The organism is Marinicauda algicola, from assembly GCF_017161425.1.
Taxonomy (GTDB): Bacteria; Pseudomonadota; Alphaproteobacteria; order Caulobacterales; family Maricaulaceae; genus Marinicauda; species Marinicauda algicola.
In genome coordinates this window covers 2,695,882-2,715,121 of record NZ_CP071057.1, presented here as the reverse complement: position 1 = coordinate 2,715,121, position 19,240 = coordinate 2,695,882, and the positions used below count along the sequence as shown (strand labels likewise).

Annotated in this window: 23 protein-coding genes and 1 tRNA gene; 23 read left to right on the top strand and 1 reads right to left on the bottom strand. The window is 67.0% G+C overall.

What is annotated here, in order from left to right; genetic code table 11:
* Positions 1-3: 3 nt before the first annotated feature.
* Genes trbE through JW792_RS13445 form a run of 12 tightly spaced genes read left to right on the top strand, consistent with a single transcriptional unit; the run spans position 4 to position 10,722 of the window.
* The gene (gene trbE, locus JW792_RS13500; protein ID WP_135995339.1) at positions 4-2,442 is read left to right on the top strand and encodes a conjugal transfer protein TrbE; all 2,439 of its coding nucleotides are present in this window, start codon (positions 4-6) and stop codon (positions 2,440-2,442) included.
* Positions 2,439-3,215 carry a P-type conjugative transfer protein TrbJ gene (gene trbJ, locus JW792_RS13495; RefSeq protein WP_135995340.1) on the top strand — a complete coding sequence of 259 codons (777 nt, stop codon included), beginning with the start codon at positions 2,439-2,441 and terminating at the stop codon, positions 3,213-3,215. Before trbE ends, trbJ begins: the two co-directional genes overlap by 4 nt.
* A gap of 10 nt (positions 3,216-3,225) precedes the next feature.
* Positions 3,226-3,504 carry a putative entry exclusion protein TrbK-alt gene (gene trbK-alt, locus JW792_RS13490; protein ID WP_135995341.1) on the top strand — a complete coding sequence of 93 codons (279 nt, stop codon included), beginning with the start codon at positions 3,226-3,228 and terminating at the stop codon, positions 3,502-3,504.
* Between the two features lie 3 nt (positions 3,505-3,507).
* A complete protein-coding gene (gene trbL / locus JW792_RS13485) occupies positions 3,508-4,854 on the top strand; it encodes a P-type conjugative transfer protein TrbL (protein WP_135995342.1) in 1,347 nt (448 codons plus the stop codon).
* On the top strand, positions 4,851-5,540 hold the full coding sequence (gene trbF / locus JW792_RS13480) for a conjugal transfer protein TrbF (RefSeq protein ID WP_135995343.1): 690 nt from the start codon (positions 4,851-4,853) through the stop codon (positions 5,538-5,540). Before trbL ends, trbF begins: the two co-directional genes overlap by 4 nt.
* On the top strand, positions 5,537-6,586 hold the full coding sequence (trbG, locus tag JW792_RS13475; protein WP_135995344.1) for a P-type conjugative transfer protein TrbG: 1,050 nt from the start codon (positions 5,537-5,539) through the stop codon (positions 6,584-6,586). Before trbF ends, trbG begins: the two co-directional genes overlap by 4 nt.
* A complete protein-coding gene (locus JW792_RS13470) occupies positions 6,583-7,794 on the top strand; it encodes a TraB/TrbI/VirB10 family type IV secretion system protein (RefSeq protein ID WP_135995345.1) in 1,212 nt (403 codons plus the stop codon). The genes trbG and JW792_RS13470 overlap by 4 nt, the downstream gene beginning before the upstream one ends.
* Positions 7,791-8,018 carry a DUF2274 domain-containing protein gene (locus tag JW792_RS13465; RefSeq protein ID WP_135995346.1) on the top strand — a complete coding sequence of 76 codons (228 nt, stop codon included), beginning with the start codon at positions 7,791-7,793 and terminating at the stop codon, positions 8,016-8,018. The genes JW792_RS13470 and JW792_RS13465 overlap by 4 nt, the downstream gene beginning before the upstream one ends.
* Positions 8,019-8,020: 2 nt before the next feature.
* Entirely contained in the window at positions 8,021-8,272 is a 252-nt protein-coding gene (locus JW792_RS13460; protein WP_135995347.1) for a hypothetical protein, read from the top strand.
* Positions 8,273-8,315: 43 nt separating this feature from the next.
* Complete coding sequence (locus JW792_RS13455) at positions 8,316-8,672, top strand: toxin-antitoxin system TumE family protein (protein ID WP_135995348.1); 357 nt, start codon at positions 8,316-8,318, stop codon at positions 8,670-8,672.
* A complete protein-coding gene (locus JW792_RS13450) occupies positions 8,669-9,067 on the top strand; it encodes an HVO_A0114 family putative DNA-binding protein (protein WP_135995349.1) in 399 nt (132 codons plus the stop codon). Before JW792_RS13455 ends, JW792_RS13450 begins: the two co-directional genes overlap by 4 nt.
* A complete protein-coding gene (locus JW792_RS13445; RefSeq protein ID WP_135995350.1) occupies positions 9,064-10,722 on the top strand; it encodes a recombinase family protein in 1,659 nt (552 codons plus the stop codon). The genes JW792_RS13450 and JW792_RS13445 overlap by 4 nt, the downstream gene beginning before the upstream one ends.
* Here JW792_RS13445 and JW792_RS13440 read toward each other — a convergent pair.
* Positions 10,684-10,773: transfer RNA gene (locus JW792_RS13440), tRNA-Ser, on the bottom strand. The genes JW792_RS13445 and JW792_RS13440 overlap by 39 nt on opposite strands.
* 216 nt (positions 10,774-10,989) lie before the next feature.
* Between JW792_RS13440 and JW792_RS13435 the strand changes: the two genes are divergently transcribed.
* The 11 genes from JW792_RS13435 to rlmH all read left to right on the top strand — a co-directional run bounded on the left by JW792_RS13435 (position 10,990) and on the right by rlmH (position 19,240).
* Positions 10,990-11,286, top strand: coding sequence for a hypothetical protein (locus JW792_RS13435; RefSeq protein WP_135995351.1), 297 nt, complete (start codon positions 10,990-10,992; stop codon positions 11,284-11,286).
* A gap of 236 nt (positions 11,287-11,522) precedes the next feature.
* Positions 11,523-12,152, top strand: coding sequence for a 50S ribosomal protein L21 (locus JW792_RS13430; protein WP_135995352.1), 630 nt, complete (start codon positions 11,523-11,525; stop codon positions 12,150-12,152).
* A gap of 32 nt (positions 12,153-12,184) precedes the next feature.
* Positions 12,185-12,454, top strand: a complete 270-nt coding sequence (gene rpmA, locus JW792_RS13425; protein ID WP_135995353.1) for a 50S ribosomal protein L27 — start codon at positions 12,185-12,187, stop codon at positions 12,452-12,454.
* A 193-nt stretch (positions 12,455-12,647) separates the two neighbouring features.
* Positions 12,648-13,166, top strand: coding sequence for a GNAT family N-acetyltransferase (locus JW792_RS13420; protein WP_158291565.1), 519 nt, complete (start codon positions 12,648-12,650; stop codon positions 13,164-13,166).
* Between the two features lie 28 nt (positions 13,167-13,194).
* Positions 13,195-14,250: a GTPase ObgE gene (gene obgE, locus JW792_RS13415; protein ID WP_135995355.1), complete on the top strand. Its 1,056-nt coding sequence runs from the start codon at positions 13,195-13,197 to the stop codon at positions 14,248-14,250.
* Positions 14,247-15,413, top strand: a complete 1,167-nt coding sequence (gene proB / locus JW792_RS13410) for a glutamate 5-kinase (protein ID WP_135995356.1) — start codon at positions 14,247-14,249, stop codon at positions 15,411-15,413. The genes obgE and proB overlap by 4 nt, the downstream gene beginning before the upstream one ends.
* Complete coding sequence (locus tag JW792_RS13405; RefSeq protein WP_135995357.1) at positions 15,413-16,672, top strand: glutamate-5-semialdehyde dehydrogenase; 1,260 nt, start codon at positions 15,413-15,415, stop codon at positions 16,670-16,672. The genes proB and JW792_RS13405 overlap by 1 nt, the downstream gene beginning before the upstream one ends.
* Entirely contained in the window at positions 16,669-17,286 is a 618-nt protein-coding gene (locus JW792_RS13400; RefSeq protein ID WP_135995358.1) for a nicotinate-nucleotide adenylyltransferase, read from the top strand. The genes JW792_RS13405 and JW792_RS13400 overlap by 4 nt, the downstream gene beginning before the upstream one ends.
* A gap of 32 nt (positions 17,287-17,318) precedes the next feature.
* Positions 17,319-18,311, top strand: coding sequence for an L-histidine N(alpha)-methyltransferase (gene egtD, locus JW792_RS13395; protein WP_241094978.1), 993 nt, complete (start codon positions 17,319-17,321; stop codon positions 18,309-18,311).
* A 37-nt stretch (positions 18,312-18,348) separates the two neighbouring features.
* On the top strand, positions 18,349-18,762 hold the full coding sequence (gene rsfS, locus JW792_RS13390; protein ID WP_135995360.1) for a ribosome silencing factor: 414 nt from the start codon (positions 18,349-18,351) through the stop codon (positions 18,760-18,762).
* A 7-nt stretch (positions 18,763-18,769) separates the two neighbouring features.
* On the top strand, positions 18,770-19,240 hold the full coding sequence (gene rlmH, locus JW792_RS13385; protein WP_135995361.1) for a 23S rRNA (pseudouridine(1915)-N(3))-methyltransferase RlmH: 471 nt from the start codon (positions 18,770-18,772) through the stop codon (positions 19,238-19,240).

The following is a 19,240-nucleotide window of genomic DNA, read 5'->3' as shown; positions in this document are numbered from 1 at the left end:
GACATGATCAATCTCGCCGAATATCGCAACCGCAGCACAAGGCTCGCCGATTTCCTGCCCTGGGTGGCGCTCGCCGCAGACGGCGTCGTTCTCAACAAGGACGGCAGCTTCCAGCGCACCGCCCGATTCAGGGGACCGGACCTCGACAGCGCCGTTGCGGCCGAACTGGTCGCCGTCGCGGGCCGGCTCAACAACGCCTTTCGTCGTCTCGGCTCTGGCTGGGCGATTTTCGTTGAAGCACAGCGTCACGAAGCGGCGATCTATCCGGCAAGTCGTTTCAGCGACGCCGCCTCCGCGCTGGTCGATGCGGAACGCAAGGCCGATTTCGAGGAAGCCGGCGCGCACTTCGAGTCGAGCTATTTCCTGACCTTTCTCTATCTGCCGCCGGCCGAGGACGCGGCACGCGTGGAAAGCTGGCTCTATGAGGGCCGCGAGCAAACGGGCATCGACCCGCGCGAGATATTGTCGGCCTTCACCGACCGCACTGATCGCGTGCTCCAACTCGTCGAAGGCTTCATGCCCGAATGCCGTTGGCTCGACGACGGCGAGACGCTGACCTTCCTGCATTCGACGGTCTCGACCAAGCGCCATCGGGTGCGCGTGCCCGAAACGCCGATATATCTCGACGCGCTCTTGGCCGATCAGCCGCTCACCGGCGGGCTGGAACCGCGCCTTGGCGAAGCGCATCTGCGTGTGCTCACCATCGTCGGCTTCCCGACAGCGACCACTCCAGGGATTCTCGACGAGCTGAATCGCCTGGCGTTCCCGTATCGCTGGTCAACGCGCGCGATCCTGCTCGACAAGACCGACGCCACCAAGCTGCTGACCAAGATCAGGCGGCAATGGTTCGCCAAGCGCAAATCCATCGCGGCGATCGTCAAGGAGGTGATGACCAACGAGGCGTCCGTCCTCGTGGACACCGACGCGGCGAACAAGGCGGCCGATGCCGATCTCGCCTTGCAGGAACTCGGCGCCGACTATGCCGGCCAAGCCTATGTGACGGCGAGCATCGCCATCTGGGACGCCGATCCGCGCATGGCGGATGAGAAATTGCGGCTGGCAGAGAAGGTCGTTCAGGGTCGCGACTTCACCTGCATGACCGAGACCATCAACGCTGTCGACGCCTGGCTCGGCTCATTGCCGGGGCATGTCTACGCCAATGTCCGCCAGCCGCCGATCAGCACATTGAATCTCGCCCACATGATCCCGCTCTCGGCGGTGTGGGCGGGGCCGGAACGGGACGAGCATTTCGGCGCGCCCCCACTGCTTTACGGCAGGACCGAAGGTTCGACGCCGTTCCGGTTTTCTCTTCACGTCGGCGATGTCGGGCATACGCTCGTCGTCGGCCCGACGGGCGCGGGCAAGTCCGTGCTGCTCGCCTGCATGGCCTTGCAGTTCCGGCGTTATGCGCGAAGCCAAGTGTTCGCCTTCGATTTCGGCGGCTCGATCCGCGCCGCTGCGCTCGCCATGGGCGGCGACTGGCATGATCTCGGCGGCGGCCTGACCGAAGGGGCAGAGACCTCCGTCGCGCTTCAGCCGCTCGCCCGCATTCATGAAAACCATGAGCGCGCGTGGGCCGCAGACTGGATCGGCGCCATTCTCGCGCGCGAGGGCGTCGCGATGACGCCGGAGGTGAAGGAGCATCTTTGGACGGCGCTGTCGTCGCTCGCCTCAGCGCCAGTCGAAGAACGCACCATCACTGGCCTCGCGGTGCTGTTGCAGGCGAACGATCTCAAGCAGGCTCTACGTCCCTTCTGCGTCGGCGGGCCTTACGGCCGCCTGCTCGACGCGGAATCCGAACATCTCGGACATGCGGCCGTGCAAGCCTTCGAGACCGAAGGGCTGATCGGCTCGGGCGCGGCGCCGGCGGTGCTCGCCTATCTCTTTCATCGCATCGGTGATCGCCTTGACGGCCGGCCGACCTTGCTGATCGTGGATGAAGGCTGGCTCGCGCTCGATGACGAGGGCTTTTCCGGCCAGCTCCGCGAATGGCTGAAGACGCTGAGGAAGAAGAACGCCTCCGTCATCTTCGCCACGCAATCGCTGTCCGACATTGACGGCAGCGCGATCGCGCCGGCGATCATCGAAAGCTGCCCGACGCGCTTGCTGCTGCCGAACGAGCGCGCCATCGAGCCGCAGATCACCGCGATCTATCGCCGCTTCGGTCTTAACGACCGGCAGATCGAAATCCTCGCGCGGGCGACGCCCAAGCGTGATTATTACTGCCAATCACGGCGCGGCAACCGCCTGTTCGATCTCGGGCTCTCCGAAGTCGCGCTGGCGCTCTGCGCGGCGTCCTCGAAATCCGATCAAACCGCGATCCAGACGATCTTCGCCGAGCATGGCCCGGACGGCTTCCTGTCGGCCTGGCTACGCGCCCGCGATGTCGGCTGGGCCGCCGACCTCATTCCCGACCTCACCAATCTGGAGACCACGTCATGAATATCCGTCGCTCGCGCGCGGCGCTTCTCGCCGCGTCCATTCTCTCCGCGCCCGTCGCGCTGTCGCCGGTGATGACCCCGCCGGCTTACGCCTTGTTCGGCATCGGCGACATCGTGTTCGACCCCTCCAACTATGCTGAGAACGTGCTGTCGGCGGCTCGCGCGCTGGAGCAGATCAACAACCAGATTCAGAGTCTTCAGAACGAAGCGCAGATGCTCATCAATCAGGCGCGCAATCTCGCGAGCCTGCCTTATTCCTCGCTTCAGCAGCTCCAGCAATCGGTGCAGCGGACGCAGCAGCTTCTGGCGCAGGCGCAACGCATCGCCTTCGACGTCCAGCAGATCGACCAGGCGTTCCAGCAGCAATATCGCAACATTTCGCTATCGACGAGCGACCAGCAGCTTGTCGCCGACGCTCGCTCCCGCTGGCAGAACACTGTCGCTGGCCTTCAGGACGCCTTGCGCGTGCAGGCTGGTGTCGTCGGCAACATCGACACCAACCGCGCCGAGATGGCTGCGCTGGTCGGGCAGAGCCAGGGCGCGACTGGCGCGCTTCAGGCGACGCAAGCCGGCAATCAGCTTCTCGCACTACAGGCGCAGCAGCTCGCTGACCTCACCGCGGTCGTGGCGGCGAACGGCCGCGCGCAGGCGCTGTTGGAAGCAGAGCGCGCGGCGGCCGCCGAACAGGGCCGCGAACAGCGCCGACGGTTCCTGACGCCCGGCGCCGGATACCAACCCGGCAACGCCCGCATGTTCCCCGCCGGTAGCAACTGAGGACGCGCTGATGGACGGCAAGATGCTGGCCCGGCTGGGCGCCGTCATCTTCATCGCTTTCGCGATCACCGCGACGGCGATCGAGATGACGCGAAAAGACGATGCGCCGACGCGGCGACCGGCCCCCGTTCTTGAACCTTCGCGCGACCCGCTGCGCGAAGGTCAGCGCAGGTGCCAGCAACTCGGCGAGGCTGCGGCCAACGACGCCGAATGCCTGCGCGTCTGGGCTGAGACACGCGACCGTTTCCTTGGCCGCACACCTACGCCCGCTTCAAGCGAGAGGCCGTAGTTCATGGGCGGCTCCGGCGTCATCGACAATTTCCTAGCGGTCTTCACCAGTTATATCGACTCCGGGTTCGGCCTGCTCGGCGGCGAAGTGGCGTTCATCGCGACGACGCTGATTGTCATCGACGTGACGCTCGCCGCGCTGTTCTGGAGCTGGGGCGCCGACGACGACATCATCGCGCGCCTGGTGAAGAAGACTCTGTTCGTCGGCGTGTTCGCCTACATCATCGGCAACTGGAACAATCTCGCGCGCATCGTCTTCGAGAGCTTCGCGGGCCTCGGCCTGAAAGCCTCCGGCACCGGCTTCTCCGCGCAGGATCTGATGCGGCCGGGCCGCGTCGCGCAGACCGGGCTCGACGCGGCCCGGCCGCTGCTCGAATCCATCTCCGACCTGATGGGCTGGATCGCCTTCTTCGAGAACTTCATCCAGATCGCCTGCCTCTTGTTCGCCTGGGCGCTGGTGCTGCTCGCTTTCTTCATCCTCGCCATCCAGCTTTTCATCACGCTCATTGAGTTCAAGCTGACCACGCTCGCGGGCTTCGTGCTGATCCCGTTCGGCCTGTTCGGCAAAACCGCGTTCATGGCCGAACGGGTGCTTGGCAACGTCATTTCGTCCGGCATCAAGGTGCTGGTGCTCGCCGTCATCATCGGCATCGGCTCGACGTTGTTCAGCCAGTTCACCGCCGGTTTCGGCGGCCAGACGCCGACCATCGACGACGCCATGGCGATCGTGCTGGCGGCGCTCACCTTGCTCGGCCTCGGCATCTTCGGTCCCGGCATCGCCAATGGGCTGGTGAGCGGCGGTCCCCAACTCGGCGCCGGCTCGGCCGTCGGCACAGGTCTCGTAGCAGGCGGCATGGTTCTCGCCGGCGGTGCGGCCGCTGGTCTTGCCGCGCGTGGCGGAGCCGCAGCGCTCGCCGGCGGCGCCGCCGCTGTGCGGGGAGGCGCTTCTGCCGCTGGCGCTGCGTCCGCGGCCTACAGCATGGGCTCGCTCGGCCAGTCGGGCGCGGCCGGCGTCGCCTCCGGCCTTGGCGGCGTCGCGCGCGCCGCAGGAGGCGCGGCGTCCTCACCCCTTCGCCGGGCCGCCGCCAGCGTCAGGTCCAGCTTCTCCGCCGGCGTCAAACGCGGTTTCGGCGCCACGGGCGGCTCTTCGACCATGGGCACGGTCGGCGGCGACGCTGACGCCGCCGCCTCGACACCTTCCGCCGCCAGCGGCCCGCCGGCTTGGGCGCAGCGCATGAAACGCGGCCAAGCGCTCAACCACGGCGTCACCATGGCCGCCCATGCGGTGCGCTCCGGCGACAGCCATGGCGGCGGCTCTTCCGTCAACCTCTCCGAAAGTGACCGCTCATGAGCTTCTTCAAGCGACCCGCAACCCATTACGGCAAGTCGCCGGAACCCGAGACACCTTACCAGAAGGCCGCGCAGGTCTGGGACGAGCGCATCGGTTCCGCGCGCGTGCAGGCGAAGAACTGGCGCCTCATGGCGTTCGGCTGCCTGTTTCTCTCCGCGGGCTTTGCCTCCGCTTTGGTCTGGCAATCGGCGCGCGGAACCATCGTGCCGTGGGTCGTGCAGGTGGACGCTCTGGGCCAGGCGCAGGCGGTCGCGCCGGCGGCCGCCGACTATCGTCCCACCGATCCGCAAGTGGCGTGGCATCTGGCGCGCTTCATCGAGCAGGTCCGCTCGATTCCGGCCGACGCCATCGTCGTGCGCCAGAATTGGCTGCGCGCCTACGAGTTCACCACCGATCGGGGCGCGGCGGCGCTCAATGACTACGCACGGGCGAACGACCCCTTCACCAGGGTCGGGCGCCAGCAGATCGCGGTGGAAGTATCGAGCGTCATCCGCGCATCGCCCGACAGCTTCCGCGTCGCCTGGATCGAACGTCGCTACGAGAACGGCCAGCTTGCCGCGACCGAACGCTGGACCGCGATCCTCACCATCGTCGTGCAGCCGCCGCGCAATGCGGAAAGGCTCAGGGCCAATCCGCTCGGAATCTACATCAACGCAATCAATTGGTCGAAGGAGCTTGGACAATGACACCTGCCTTCCGCAAAGCCGGGAGGCCGGCTTTTATCCTCCGCGAGCCGCAGCCCTTCCGGGCTTCCTCGCTGGCCGTTCTCCTGATTTCCGCATCCGCGCTCGCGGGCTGCGCCACGATGCAGAAGCCGCCAGAGATCAGTTACGACAACGCCATTCCCGCGACGCTTCAGGCCGACCCGCCGTCGCCGGTGCGCGTGGTCGAACTGCCTCGCCCTTTGCCGCTTCCCGGACAATTGCAGCCGGTCGAGGAATCGCGCCGAGAGCCCGAACCCACCGATCCCGCAGCCCGTGTGAACCAGGCCAACGTCGCCGCGCGGGTGCAGCCGGTGCGCGACGGCTTCATCAATTCGATGCAGGTCTACCCCTTCACGCAGGGCGCGCTCTATCAGGTCTATACGGCCGTTGGGCAGATCACCGACATCGCGCTTCAGCCCGGCGAGAATCTTGTCGGCGCGGGTCCGGTCGCCGCAGGCGACACCGTGCGTTGGATCATCGGCGACACCGAGAGCGGTGCGGGCGCGACTCGGCAAATCCACATCCTGGTCAAGCCGACGCGGACGGGCCTCACCACCAATCTTGTCATCAACACCGACCGGCGCACCTATCACATGGAGCTGCGCTCGACCGAGCGCACCTACATGGCGTCCGTCTCCTGGCAGTATCCGCAGGACCAACTCATCGCGCTCCGCCGCCAGAACGCGGAAGCGCAATCTCAGCGGCCCGTCGCCACCGGCGTTGATCTCGCCAATGTAAATTTCCGCTACGCGATCGAAGGCGACCGCGCGCCGTGGCGACCACAGCGCGCCTTCGATGATGGCCGGCAGGTCTTCATCGAGTTCCCGCGCGGCATCGGCCAGGGCGAGATGCCGCCGCTCTTCATCGTCGGTCCCGAGGGCGACACTTCGGAGCTGGTGAACTACCGCGTCAACGGCCGGTACATGGTCGTCGACCGTCTGTTCGCCGCGGCCGAACTGCGCCTTGGCGCCGACCGCAATCAGCGGCGCGTGCGCATCGTGCGTACCGACGGGAGGCCGTCGTCATGAGCGAGGACGAGCGCCGTGAAGCAGATGAAGGCGCCCCGCTGACAGGCTCGCCAGCCGACGTCGTCGCGCCTATGCAGCTCCGCGCCGAAGCGCCGCGCGTCACGCGCCTGTCGCGCAAGGTGCTCGCCAGCCTCGGCGTCATAGTCTGCGTCGGCGTCGGCGGCGCGCTGATTTATGCGCTCCAGACGCGCGATACCGGCACGAGAAACGAGGAGCTTTACTCCACCGAGAACCGCTCCACGGCCGACGGCCTTTCAGGGCTGCCGCGCGACTATACCGGGCCGATCCTCGGCCCACCGCTCCCCGGCGATCTCGGTCGTCCGATCCTCGACGCCCAGAACCGGGGACAGCCCGTCGTCCCGCCACGGGTCGCCGGTCCTGCCGCTGACCCGGAGGAGCAGCGCCGTCTGCAGGAACTGGAGGCGGCGCGCACCGCGCGGTTGTTCGCGTCCACAGAGACGCGAACGAGACCGCCGCTTGCGGCATCGCCCGACACGGTCGCGCCGGTTCAACCCTCGCTCGCCAATCTCGGCCTCGCGCCGCAGCCCTCCCAGCCCACGGCGCAGGAGCGACAGGTCGCGTTCCTCAATGGCGCGGTCGACCGCCGCACGGTCGCGCTCGATCGCGTGGTTGCGCCAGCATCACCTTATGTTCTGCAGGCAGGCTCCATCATCGCCGCCGCGCTCATCACCGGCATCCGCTCCGATCTTCCCGGTCAGATCACGGCGCAGGTGACGGAGAACATCTACGACAGTCCCACCGGCCGCATCCTGCTCGTACCCCAGGGCACGCGCATCATCGGCGAATACAGCAATGATGTCGGATTCGGGCAGCGCCGCGTGCTGCTGGTCTGGAACAGGCTGATCTTCCCGAATGGCCGCTCGATCGTGCTGGAGCGCCAGCCAGGCGCAGACACGCAAGGCTATGCCGGTCTCGAGGACGGCGTTGATTATCATTGGCTCGATCTCGCCAAGGCCGCTGGCGTCTCGACCTTGCTCGCCGTCGGCGCCGAACTCGCCGTCGATGACGACGATCGGCTGCTTCGCGCGATCCGCGATGGCGGCCAGGACACCATCAACGACGCCGGCCAGCAGATCGTCCGCAGGCAACTCAACATCGCGCCGACGCTCACGATCCGTCCAGGCTATCCCGTCCGCGTCATCGTCACCCGCGATCTCGTCCTCGAACCCTACGGAGCATCGCCATGAGCAAGCTCAAGCTCGGCCCGCTCGCCGACGACAAACCCGTCAAGGTCTCGTTGGAGCTTCCCGCCGCGCTTCACCGCGATCTTGTCGCTTACGCCGAGGCGCTGGCGCGTGAAACCGGCCAGCCCGCCGCCGATCCTGTCCGCTTGATCGCACCCATGCTGGAGCGCTTCATCGCGACGGATCGCGGCTTCCCGAAGACGCGGCGCGCGGCGAATACGAAATAGCGATGCCACGATCGCGCGCTCATCGCCGCAAGGGCCGACCGCGTCGTCCGATCCCCGGCGCCCTGCCGGACGATCTCTATGACTACTACACCCAAGAGCCGACGCCGAAGCGCGGTCATCCGTCGTCAGTCTCGGTCGAAACCTGGCGCGTCGTCGATGACTGGCCCGAGCGCGTGCCCGTCACAGAAGCCGAAGTCGATGTGTTCGAGGCGTGGTTCGGCGATCTGTTCGACGAGCTGTTCGGGCCGTCCTGACAGGAGGGCTTGACGATGTTATCTGTGGATGATAACTAAACCGATGAGCGAGGGTCGCGATCCGAGCCTCGACGCGCTTCTGGACCTCGACGGCCAAGTGCTCGTCGTCGATCCCGAAGGCGGTCATTGGGTGAAGTTCGTCGTCACGCGCGTTCCGGCCTCGCCGGAAAAGCAGCACGGCCTTGACTACTCGCTCACGCTTCACGGGCCTTCGGGCGAACGGCTGGTTGGCTTCGACAACGCCCATCCGGTCGGACGAGGGAAACGGGGCGAGCCGTTGGATCATCGCCACAGGCTTCGGACCGTGAGGCCTTACGACTACCAGGATGCGGCCACGCTGCTGGCCGACTTCTGGCAGGCGGTGGATGCTGTGTTGAAGGAGCGAGGCGTGATCCCATGACGACGCTGAAGGTCGGAATCGCCGACTACGAGGAGATGAAGGCCCGCACCATGCGGATCGCGCGTGGCGAGGAAAAGCCGGCGCCCGACGATCCGAAGGTGTGGTTCACCTCTACCGAATCCTTTGCGCAGGTTCTCTCGGCGGGAAACCGCGAATTGCTGCGCGTCATCGCGGAGCAAGCGCCAAGCTCGCTTGAGGAACTGGCCGAGATCACCGGCCGAGCCAAATCCAACCTGTCGCGCACGTTGAAGAAGATGGCGAGCTACGGGCTCGTCCGCATGGAATCCGGCGAAGGCCGCAAGCTCGCGCCGAAGGTCGTGCATGACATGGTTGAACTAGAGCTGCCGCTCACAAAGCCTGCCAAACCCAAGAGGGCGGCGGGAGGGCGGCGATGAACATCCATCCGAACGCTGTGACCGCAACGCGCGCCGCGCTCTATCTGCGCGTCTCGACCGCGCGACAGGCCGAGCATGACGTGTCGATCCCCGACCAGCGCAAACAGGGCGAAGCCTATTGCGCCGCGCGCAGCTACCAGCTTGTCGAGACTTTCGTGGAAGCTGGCGCTTCGGCCACCAATGATCGCCGACCCGAGTTCCAGCGCATGATCGAAGCCGGCACGTCGAAGCCCGCGCCGTTCGATGTCGTCGTGGTTCATAGCTTCTCGCGTTTCTTCCGCGATCACTTCGAGATGGAGTTCTATGTTCGCAAGCTGGCCAAGAACGGCATCAAGCTCGTCTCCATCACGCAGGAGATAGGCGACGATCCCATCCATCAAATGATGCGCCAGATCATGGCGCTATTCGACGAGTATCAGTCCAAGGAGAACGCCAAGCACGTCCTGCGCGCGCTCAAGGAAAACGCCCGGCAAGGCTTCTGGAACGGTTCGCTGCCGCCGATCGGCTATCGCGTCGTCGCGGCGGAGCAACGCGGCGCCAAGACCAAGAAGAAGCTGGAGATCGACCCGCTGCATGCCGACACCGTGCGGCTGATCTATCGGCTTGCGCTCGAAGGCGACGGCGCGTCTGGCGGGATGGGCGTCAAGGCGATCGTCAATCACCTGAACAAGAACCGCATCTTCACACGCGACGGCGGACGCTGGGGCATCGGGCAGCTTCACCGCATCCTGACCCGGCGCACCTACATCGGTGAGCACCAGTTCAACAAGCGCTCCAAGGCCAAGGAGTTGAAGCCCGAGGCCGAAGTGGTCACGGTCGAAGTGCCGCCGCTAATTGACCGCGAAACCTTCGACGCGGTGCAGAAGCTCTTGCATGCCCGCAACCCGAAAGTGACGCCGCCCCGCGTCGTCACCGGCCCCGTCCTGCTGACGGGGATCTGCTATTGCGGCAATTGCGGTGGCGCGATGACGCTGCGCACCGGCAAAAACGGCCGCTACCGCTATTATGCCTGCTCGATCAAGGCGCGGCAGGGCGAGACTGGCTGCAAAGGCCGGGCGATCCCCATGGACAAGCTCGACAACCTCGTCGCCGGCCACATCGAAGAGCGCCTGCTTGAACCGGAGCGGTTGGAGGACATTCTTTCCAGCGTACTCGACCGGAGGCAGGAGCGTGCCGAACGTCGCCGCCAGCACATCGCCGAACTGAACATGCGCCTGACAGACGCCGAACTACGGCTGAAGCGCCTCTACGACGCCATTGAGGCGGGCGTGGCCGACCTGAACGATCCCGCGCTCAAGGATCGCATCGACGGCCTCAAAGCGATCAGGGACCAGGCCCGGATCGACGCCGAGCGCGCCCAGGCCATGCTCGAAAACTCCACCCATCAGGCTGTCACGCCAGCCACGGTCAGGTCGCTGGCCGACACCGCCCGCCGTCGAATCAGGCTCGAAGGGGGCGGCTATCGGCGGGACCACCTGCGGGCCTTGGCCCAGCGCGTCGAGGTCGCCGACCGAGAAGTCCGCATCATGGGCTCGAAAAACGACCTGCTGCGGACGCTTGTTGCCGTCCAAGGCGGGAAATCGGCGGGAATTGGCGTTCCCGGATTAATACCGAAGTGGCGGAGAGGGAGGGATTCGAACCCTCGGTACCCGTAAAGGCACAACGGTTTTCGAGACCGCCCCGTTCGACCACTCCGGCACCTCTCCGCGGGGAGGGCGGAACTTAGTCGGAGCGGGGGCAAACTACAAGCGGCCGGTGGACGCGCGATGCAGCGCCATCTCCGCCTGTTCCCGTCCGCCATGCCCGCCCGGCGCGAGAACCCGAAAGTTGTTGCCTTGCGCTCACCCGTACGCCAAAATCCCCAGATGTCAGAGCCGGTAAGCGCCTTGCACCGCGCGCAGAGAAAAAGGGGAGAGAGAGGAATGAACTTCATGGCAAGCGCGGCCTTGGCCGCAGGTACGCTGCTCCTGGTGGGCGCCTGCGCCAGCCAGACCGACCGCCAGGCGCTGGTCGACGCAGGACAGGCCACGGGCGTGAATTCCGATGGCGAGCGCGTGCGCTGCGACAACGTCATCATCACCGGAAGCCGCCAGACCCGGCGCGTCTGCCTGACGCATGAGGAGTGGGCGGAGATGGAAGAGTCGGCCCAGCGCTTCATCGAGCACCGCCAGGAAGACACGAATGTCGTCCTGCCGTCCCAGAGCCGCGGCCCGAGCTGAGCGACCTCCGGCCTGCGCCCGCCGCGGCCGGGAGTTCTCGAAGGCCTTTTCAGCACCGGGCAATTGACCCGCGGGTGTGTTCGAGTCTAAATGCCCGCTCCCGCGCGCCCGTGCCTTCGGACACGGGCCGCGTCTCGTTTTGACAACGCCGGCCTTGAACCACAAGCGGCGAAGAAAAAGGACCCCGGTGGGCGCAAGACGCGCTTCGCACGGGATCGAGGAAAAGGACAGATACGATGTACGCGGTGATCAAGACCGGCGGCAAGCAGTACCGCGTTGCCGAAGGCGACAAGCTGGTGATCGAGAAGCTCGAGGGCGAGGCCGGTGACACGGTCGCGTTCGACGAGGTCCTCATGCTCGGCGGGGAAGACGGCGTGACCGTCGGCAGCCCCACCGTCGAGGGCGCCCAGGTGATGGGCGAGCTCGTCGACGTGCGCAAGGGCAAGAAGGTCCTCGTCTTCAAGAAGCGCCGCCGCCAGAACTATCGCCGCACCAAGGGTCACCGGCAGTGGCAGGCCGTCGTCTCGATCTCCGAGATCGTGATGCCCGGCGCCAAGCCGAAGACCAAGGCGAGCGCCAAGCCGAAGGCCGAGAAGGCCGAGCCCGCCGCCAAGACCGCCGAGAAGTCGGCCCCGACCCCGGCCGCCTCGAAGAAGGCCGCCGCCGGCGACGACCTTAAGGCCCTGACCGGCATCGGTCCGGCGCTGGAGCAGAAGCTGATCGAGGCCGGCGTGACGAGCTATGCCCAGATCGCGTCCTGGACCGAGGCGGATCTCGACCGGCTCGACGCCGAGATCTCCGGCCTCAAGGCGAAGGCCGAAAAAGGCGACTGGATCAACGAGGCCAAGGGCCTCGCCGGCAAGTAAGCCGGTCGAAGAACGGATAAGGAGAGCAGATCATGGCTCACAAGAAGGCAGGCGGTTCGTCCCGTAACGGCCGCGACTCGATCGGCCGGCGCCTCGGCGTCAAGAAATTCGGCGGCCAGGAAGTCATTCCGGGCAACATCATCGTGCGCCAGCGCGGCACCAAGTACTTCGCCGGCGACAATGTCGGCATGGGCAAGGACCACACGCTGTTCGCGCTGACCGAAGGCCGGGTGAGCTTCACCAAGAAGCAGAACGACCGCACCTATGTCTCGGTCAACCCGCTTGCCGAAGCGGCTGAATAGGGCGACGGAGAACCGATCGCCCGCCTGACCAGGGGGCGATCCGGAAAACTCGAGCTCGACACGGGATTTCAAAGGGGAGACGGATCGCCGTCTCCCCTTTTGCTTGACCGGCGGCTCTCCCCCGCCACCGCCTCGGGGACAGATCATGGCGGACGATCACAGTGCAGCTTATGCTGCATCGCAGCAAAACGAGTTGAAAACGGGGGATCTGACCCTACGTCGGGTCTGTCTCGACGATGCGGGCTTCATCGCCCGCGAGGCCGGACGGCCGGAGGTCGCGCGCATGTGCGCCCTGATCCCGAGCCCCCAGCCCGTGCTTGCGGCGGAGGGCTTCATCCTCTCGATGCGGGCGCGCGAGCACACCCGGGGCGACATCGTGCGCCTGGTCGAGACCGCGAGCGGGCGGCGCCTCGGGCTCGCCGGGCTTCATCCCCGCCGCGACGGCGCGTTCGAGTTCGGCTACTGGATCGCGCCCTTCGCCTGGGGCGCAGGCGTGGCGACGCGGGCCGGACAGGCCCTGCTCGCAGAGGCGAAGACGCGGGGGATCGAAACCATCACCGCCGGCTATTTCGAAGACAATCCGGCCTCGGGCCGGGTGCTGGAGAAGCTCGGCTTCGTTCACACCGGCGAGACGGTGAGGGCCTTCTCGCTCGGCCGGCTCGCAAGCGCACCCTGCCGGCGCATGGCCTTGCGGCATGAACCGGGTCTATAAGGCCGCGACCCAATCTGGATGACGTGAGATGAAATTCCTCGATCAGGCGAAGGTATTCGTGAAATCCGGCCATGGCGGCTCGGGCGCGGTCTCCTTCCGGCGCGAAAAATATGTCGAATACGGCGGCCCCGACGGCGGCGACGGCGGCAAGGGCGGCGATGTCTGGGCCGAGGCCGCGGACGGGCTCAACACGCTCATCGACTTCCGCTACCAGCAGCACTTCAAGGCCGCCCGCGGCGGAGGCGGGGCCGGCAAGATGCGCGCGGGTGCGGATGCGCCCGACGTGGTGCTCAAAGTGCCGGTCGGCACCCAGATCCTCGACGAGGAGAACGAGGACGTCCTCGCCGACCTGACCCGTGTCGGCGAACGCGTCCTGCTGGCGCGCGGCGGGCGCGGCGGCAAGGGCAATGCCCATTTCAAGTCCTCCACCCACCAGGCGCCGCGCTTCGCCCAGCCCGGCGAGGAGGGCGAGGAACGCTGGATCTGGCTCAGGCTGAAGATCATCGCCGATGCCGGCCTGATCGGGCTGCCCAACGCGGGCAAGTCGACCTTCCTGGCCGCGGCGAGCCGGGCCAATCCGAAGATCGCGGCCTATCCGTTCACGACGCTGCATCCCAATCTCGGCGTGGTCGATCTCGGTGCCGGCTCGCGCTACGTGCTCGCCGACATTCCCGGCCTCATCGAGGGCGCCCACGAGGGCGCGGGGATCGGCGACCGCTTCCTCGGCCATGTCGAGCGCTGCGCGACGCTGGTCCATCTCGTCGACGCGACGCAGGAGGACCCCCTTGCGGCCTACCGCATCGTGCGGACCGAGCTTGCCGCCTACGGCGCGGGACTGGACGAGAAGCCGGAGATCGTCGCGCTGAACAAGATCGACGCCGTCGACTCCGAGACGCTGGAGGCCCACGCCGCCGCGCTCGCGGCCGAGACCGGCAAGAAGGTGCACCGCATTTCCGGGGTGACGGGCGAGAACGTCCGCCCGCTGCTGGGAGAGATCTGGACCGCGGTGAAGGCCCACCGCACCCCGCCCGCCGTTGAAGAAGACGCAGAAGCAGAAGACATCAAGGACAGCTGGACTCCATGACCGATTACGCCTCGATCCTGAGGGAGGCCCGCCGCATCGTCATCAAGATCGGCTCGCAGCAGCTCATCGACGATCGTACCGGACAGGCCCATATGGGCCGCTTCTACGCACTCGGCTGCGAAATCGCCGCGCTGAGGGCGCGTGGCGTGGAGGTCGTGCTGGTATCTTCCGGCTCGGTCGCGCTCGGCCGGCCGCGCCTGAACCTGCCTGCGAGCTCGAAGCTGCGCCTGGACGAGAAGCAGGCCGCCGCGGCCGCCGGCCAGCCGGTCATCATCCAGACCTGGGACCAGGAATTCTCCAAGCACGGCTTCCATGCCGCGCAGGCCCTGCTGTCCCCGTCGGACACAGAGAGCCGGCGGCGCTGGCTGAACTCGCGCAACACGCTGGAGACCCTGCTGGCGCTCGGCGCCGTGCCGGTGGTCAACGAGAACGACACGGTCGCGACCGAGAAGCTGCGCTACGGCGACAACGATCGCCTCGCCGCGCGCGTCGCCCAGCTGGTCTCGGCTGACCTCCTGGTGATCCTGTCCGATGTCGACGGGCTCTACGACAGCGACCCGACGACCAATCCGGACGCGAAGCACATCCCCTACGTGAAGCAGGTGACCGGGGACATCACCGCGCTCGCCGGCCCGACGCGGGCGGAGACCGCCGGCACCGGCGGCATGGCGACCAAGATCGCCGCTGCGGAAATGGCGATGGCGGCGGGTTGCTCGACGGTGATCACGCGCGGCGACCGCGAGCAGCCGATCACGGCCCTCCTGGACGGCGCGCGCGCGACCTGGTTCGAGGCCGACGTCTCGCCGGAGAGCGCCAAGCGGGTCTGGATCGCCAACTCGCTCGCCCACGAGGGCCGGCTCTTTCTCGACGAGGGTGCCACCAGGGCGGTCAAGCAGGGCCATTCCCTGTTCGCCGCCGGCATAACCGAGGTGGAGGGGCGCTTCGGGCGCGGCCACGCCATCCGCCTCGTCGACCATGACGGCGAGGAATTCGCCACCGCCCTGCCCGGATACGACAGCGACGAGCTCAGGGTGATCTGCGGACTGCAGTCCGACCAGATCGAAGACGCCCTCGGCTACAAGCGCGGCTACGCCACGGTGCCGGCCGCCGACCTTGTTCTGGACGACCCCAAAGTGAAGCAGACCGAAGAGGTATCGAGATAATGGATTACATGACCGACATGGCCCGCATGTGCGCCGAAGCCCGCGCCGGAGCCGCCGCGCTCCAGGCCGCAGGCGAGGAGGGCCGCACGCGGGCGCTGAAGGCCATGGCGCAGGCCATCCGCGCGGCCTCCGCCGACATCCTCGCGGCCAACGCCCGGGAAGTCGAAGCGGCGAGGCAAAAGGGCGCCGACAAGGCCTTCGCCGACCGGCTGACGCTCGACGAGGAACGCCTGAACGCGGTCGCCGACGGCGTCGCCACGATCGCCGAGCAGGACGATCCGGTCGGCGTGGAAAAGCGCCGCTGGACGCGTCCGAACGGGCTCGAGATCGCGGAGGTCTCCATCCCGCTCGGCGTCATCGGCGTGATCTTCGAGAGCCGTCCCAACGTGGCTGCCGACGCCGCGGCTCTGTGCGTGCGCGCGGGCAATGGCGTCATCCTGCGCGGCGGGTCCGAAGCGGCCGGCACGACGCAAGAGATCGTCAAGGCGGTCAGGACGGGCCTCGCCGAGGCCGGATTGCCCGAGGGCACGGTGCAGACCCCGCCCGATGCCGGCCGGGGCTGGGTGACGGCGCTCCTCGCCCTCGACGAGGGCGGGGCCGATCTCGTCATCCCGCGCGGCGGCAAGCCGCTCATCGCCCACGTGCGCGAGCACGCCAAGGTGCCGGTGCTGTCCCATCTCGACGGCATCTGCCATGTCTATGTCGATGCGCGCGCCGATGCGAGGAAGGCGATCGACATCGTGCTGGATTCCAAGATGCGCCGCACCGGCGTGTGCAATGCCGCCGAGACCCTGCTGATCGACCGCGCCTGCGCGAGCGACCTGCTTCCCCGTCTCGCCCGGGCGCTGGAAGAGAAGGGCTGCGAGCTGCGCGGCGACGAGGCGGCGCGCTCCATCGTGCCGTCCATGAACGCCGCGAGCGAGGAGGACTGGGACACCGAGTATCTCGACGCCATCCTGTCGGTGCGCGTGGTCGACGGCGCCGATGCGGCGATGGACCATATCGCCCGCCACGGCTCGGGCCATACCGAGGTGATCGTGACCGAGGACGAGACGACGGCGCAGCGCATGATCTCCGGCATCGACGCGGCGGTGATCATGCACAATGCGAGCTCGGCCTTCTCCGATGGCGGCGAGTTCGGCTATGGCGGCGAGATCGGCATCGCCACGGGACGCCTGCACGCGCGCGGACCGGTCGGCGCGGCGCAGCTGACCACGAACAAGTATGTCGTGCACGGAGAGGGACAGATCCGCGGATGACCGCCGGCGCGCTGCGTTCGGAAGTGCTGACGCCCGGCATGCGGGTGGGCCTGTTCGGCGGGAGCTTCGATCCCGTCCATGCCGGCCACCTGCATGTCGCGCGCACGGCCCTGAAGCGCCTCGCGCTCGATCGCGTCTGGTGGATCGTCTCGCCGCAAAACCCGCTGAAGCCGCACGCACCGGGCGATCTCGCCCGGCGTTTGCGTGCGGTGGAGGCCGCCGCGCGCGCGCCGCGCATGGTCGTCACCGACATCGAGGCCCGGCTCGGCGTTCGCTACACCGCCGATCTCGTCGCCCGTCTCACCGCGGCCCATCCCGGTGTGCGCTTCGTCTGGATCATGGGCGCGGACAGCCTGGCGGGTTTCCACCGCTGGAAGGACTGGCAGACGATCGCGGCGCGCGTTCCCATCGCGGTGATCGCCCGGCCGACCGACCCGATCCGCGCGCGCCTGTCGCGCGCCGCCCGGACGCTTTCCCGCCATCGCCTGCCGCAATCGCGCGCGGCCGCCCTTCCCTCTTGCCTGCCGCCGTGCTGGACTTATCTCACGGCTCCACTACACGGGGAGTCCTCGCGCGCCCTGCGTGCGCACGGCGCCCGTCCTGCATCCCCCTGAAGCCTGCCTGAAGCAAGTTCTGGATGAATGACATGACCCGTTCCGACGCGGCGAGCGGCGAGCTGGCCTTCTTCATCGACCTGAAACCCTCCCTGTCGGACTTCCGGGCCGATGTGCTGGCGGGCCTCGCCAAGCCTCAGAAGGCGATCCCGCCGAAATATTTCTACGACCAGACGGGCTCGGAGATCTTCGACCGGATCACGCACCTGCCCGAATACTACGTCACCCGCACCGAGCTTGCGCTGATGGACCGGATCGCGCCGCAGGTGCGCGCGCTGGCCGGGCCGCAGGCCGTCGTGCTCGAGCCCGGCGCGGGGTCGAGCGTGAAGATCAGGAAGCTGATCGATGCCCTCGACGCTCCGGCCGCCTTCGTCGGGATGGACATTTCCGGCGAGCACGTGCGCGCCTCGGTCGCCGAACTCGCCCCCGACCATCCCGATCTCGTCATCGGGGCGGTCTGCCACGACTTCACGCAGGACATCGATCTCGACGCCCTGCCACTGCCCGAGGGCCGGCGTGTCGTATTCTTCCCCGGTTCGACGATCGGCAATTTCGAGCTGGTCGATGCCCTCAATCTCCTGAAGACGCTGCGCGGCTGGCTGCGCGAGGGCGACGCGCTCATGATCGGTGTCGATCTGAGGAAGCCCGGGTCCGTGCTGGAGGCGGCCTATGACGACGCCGAGGGCGCGACGGCGGATTTCAACTTCAACCTGATCGAGCGGATCAACCGCGAACTCTCCGGCACGCTCGATGCGTCCGGCTTCACTTACCGGGCCTTCTGGAATCCCTACCGCTCCCGCGTGGAGATGTATCTCGTGGCCCTGAGGGATATGGAATTCGAGGTCGCGGGACACCATTTCAACATGCGTGAGAGCGAAACGATCCACACCGAGAACTCCCACAAGTTCACGGTGAGGGGGTTCCAGGACCTCGCCGCGCGCGCCGGCTTCGCTCCGAAGACGGCCTGGGTGCACGAGGCCGTCCCCTACTCCATTCACTGGCTCGAATGCGGGCGCAAACCGTGATAGGGTCGCTCTCGTTGATTGTTTTCTCAAGGGAGCGCTGACGCTGTCCATCAACGCACAAGGCCGCAAGGCCGAAACGGCCGCCAAGGCCGCCGCCAACACCTCCGCGAACGTCGCGTCGCGGACCCGGGAACTCGAGGAGCTGATCCTCTCCGTTCTCGAAGACGACAAGGCCGAAGAGATCGTGGCCATCGATCTCGACGGCAAATCCTCCGTCACCGACATCATGATCGTCGCCAGCGGGCGGTCCAACCGCCATGTCGGCGCGATCGCCGACCACGTCCTTCGCAGGCTGAAGGACGAGGGTCACGGCGCGGCCAAGGTCGAGGGTCTGAAGACCTGCGACTGGGTGCTGATCGATGCCGGGGACGTGGTGCTGCACATCTTCCGCCCCGAGGTCCGGTCCTTCTACGACCTCGAAAAGATGTGGTCGGTCTCCGCGGTGAGCTGAGGCGTCCTTGCGCCTGGAGCTTCGCGCCATTTCCCGCCTGAAGGCGGGGCCGGAACGTGCGCTCGTCGACGAGTACCTGACGCGCGCCGGCGCCATCGGGCGCAGCCTCGGTCTCGGCGAGATCGGCGAGCGCGAGATCGACAACCGCGCCCTTTCCGGCAAGCGGGCGGAGACCGAGGCGCTCCTCGCCGGCCTCGTCCCCGGGACGCTCGTCATCGCGCTCGACGAGCGCGGCAAGGCCCTCACCTCCCCGCAATTTGCCAGCCTCCTGGGCCGTGCGCGTGACGACGGGGTGCGCGAGGCGGTCTTCCTGATCGGCGGCGCCGACGGAATGGAGCGCAGCCTCCTTCCCGCCGGTACGCAGCTTGTGTCCTTCGGCGCCATGGTCTGGCCCCACAAGCTCGTCAGGGTCATGCTCGCCGAACAGATCTACCGGGCGGTTTCGCTTCTGGCCGGGACGCCCTATCACCGCGACTAG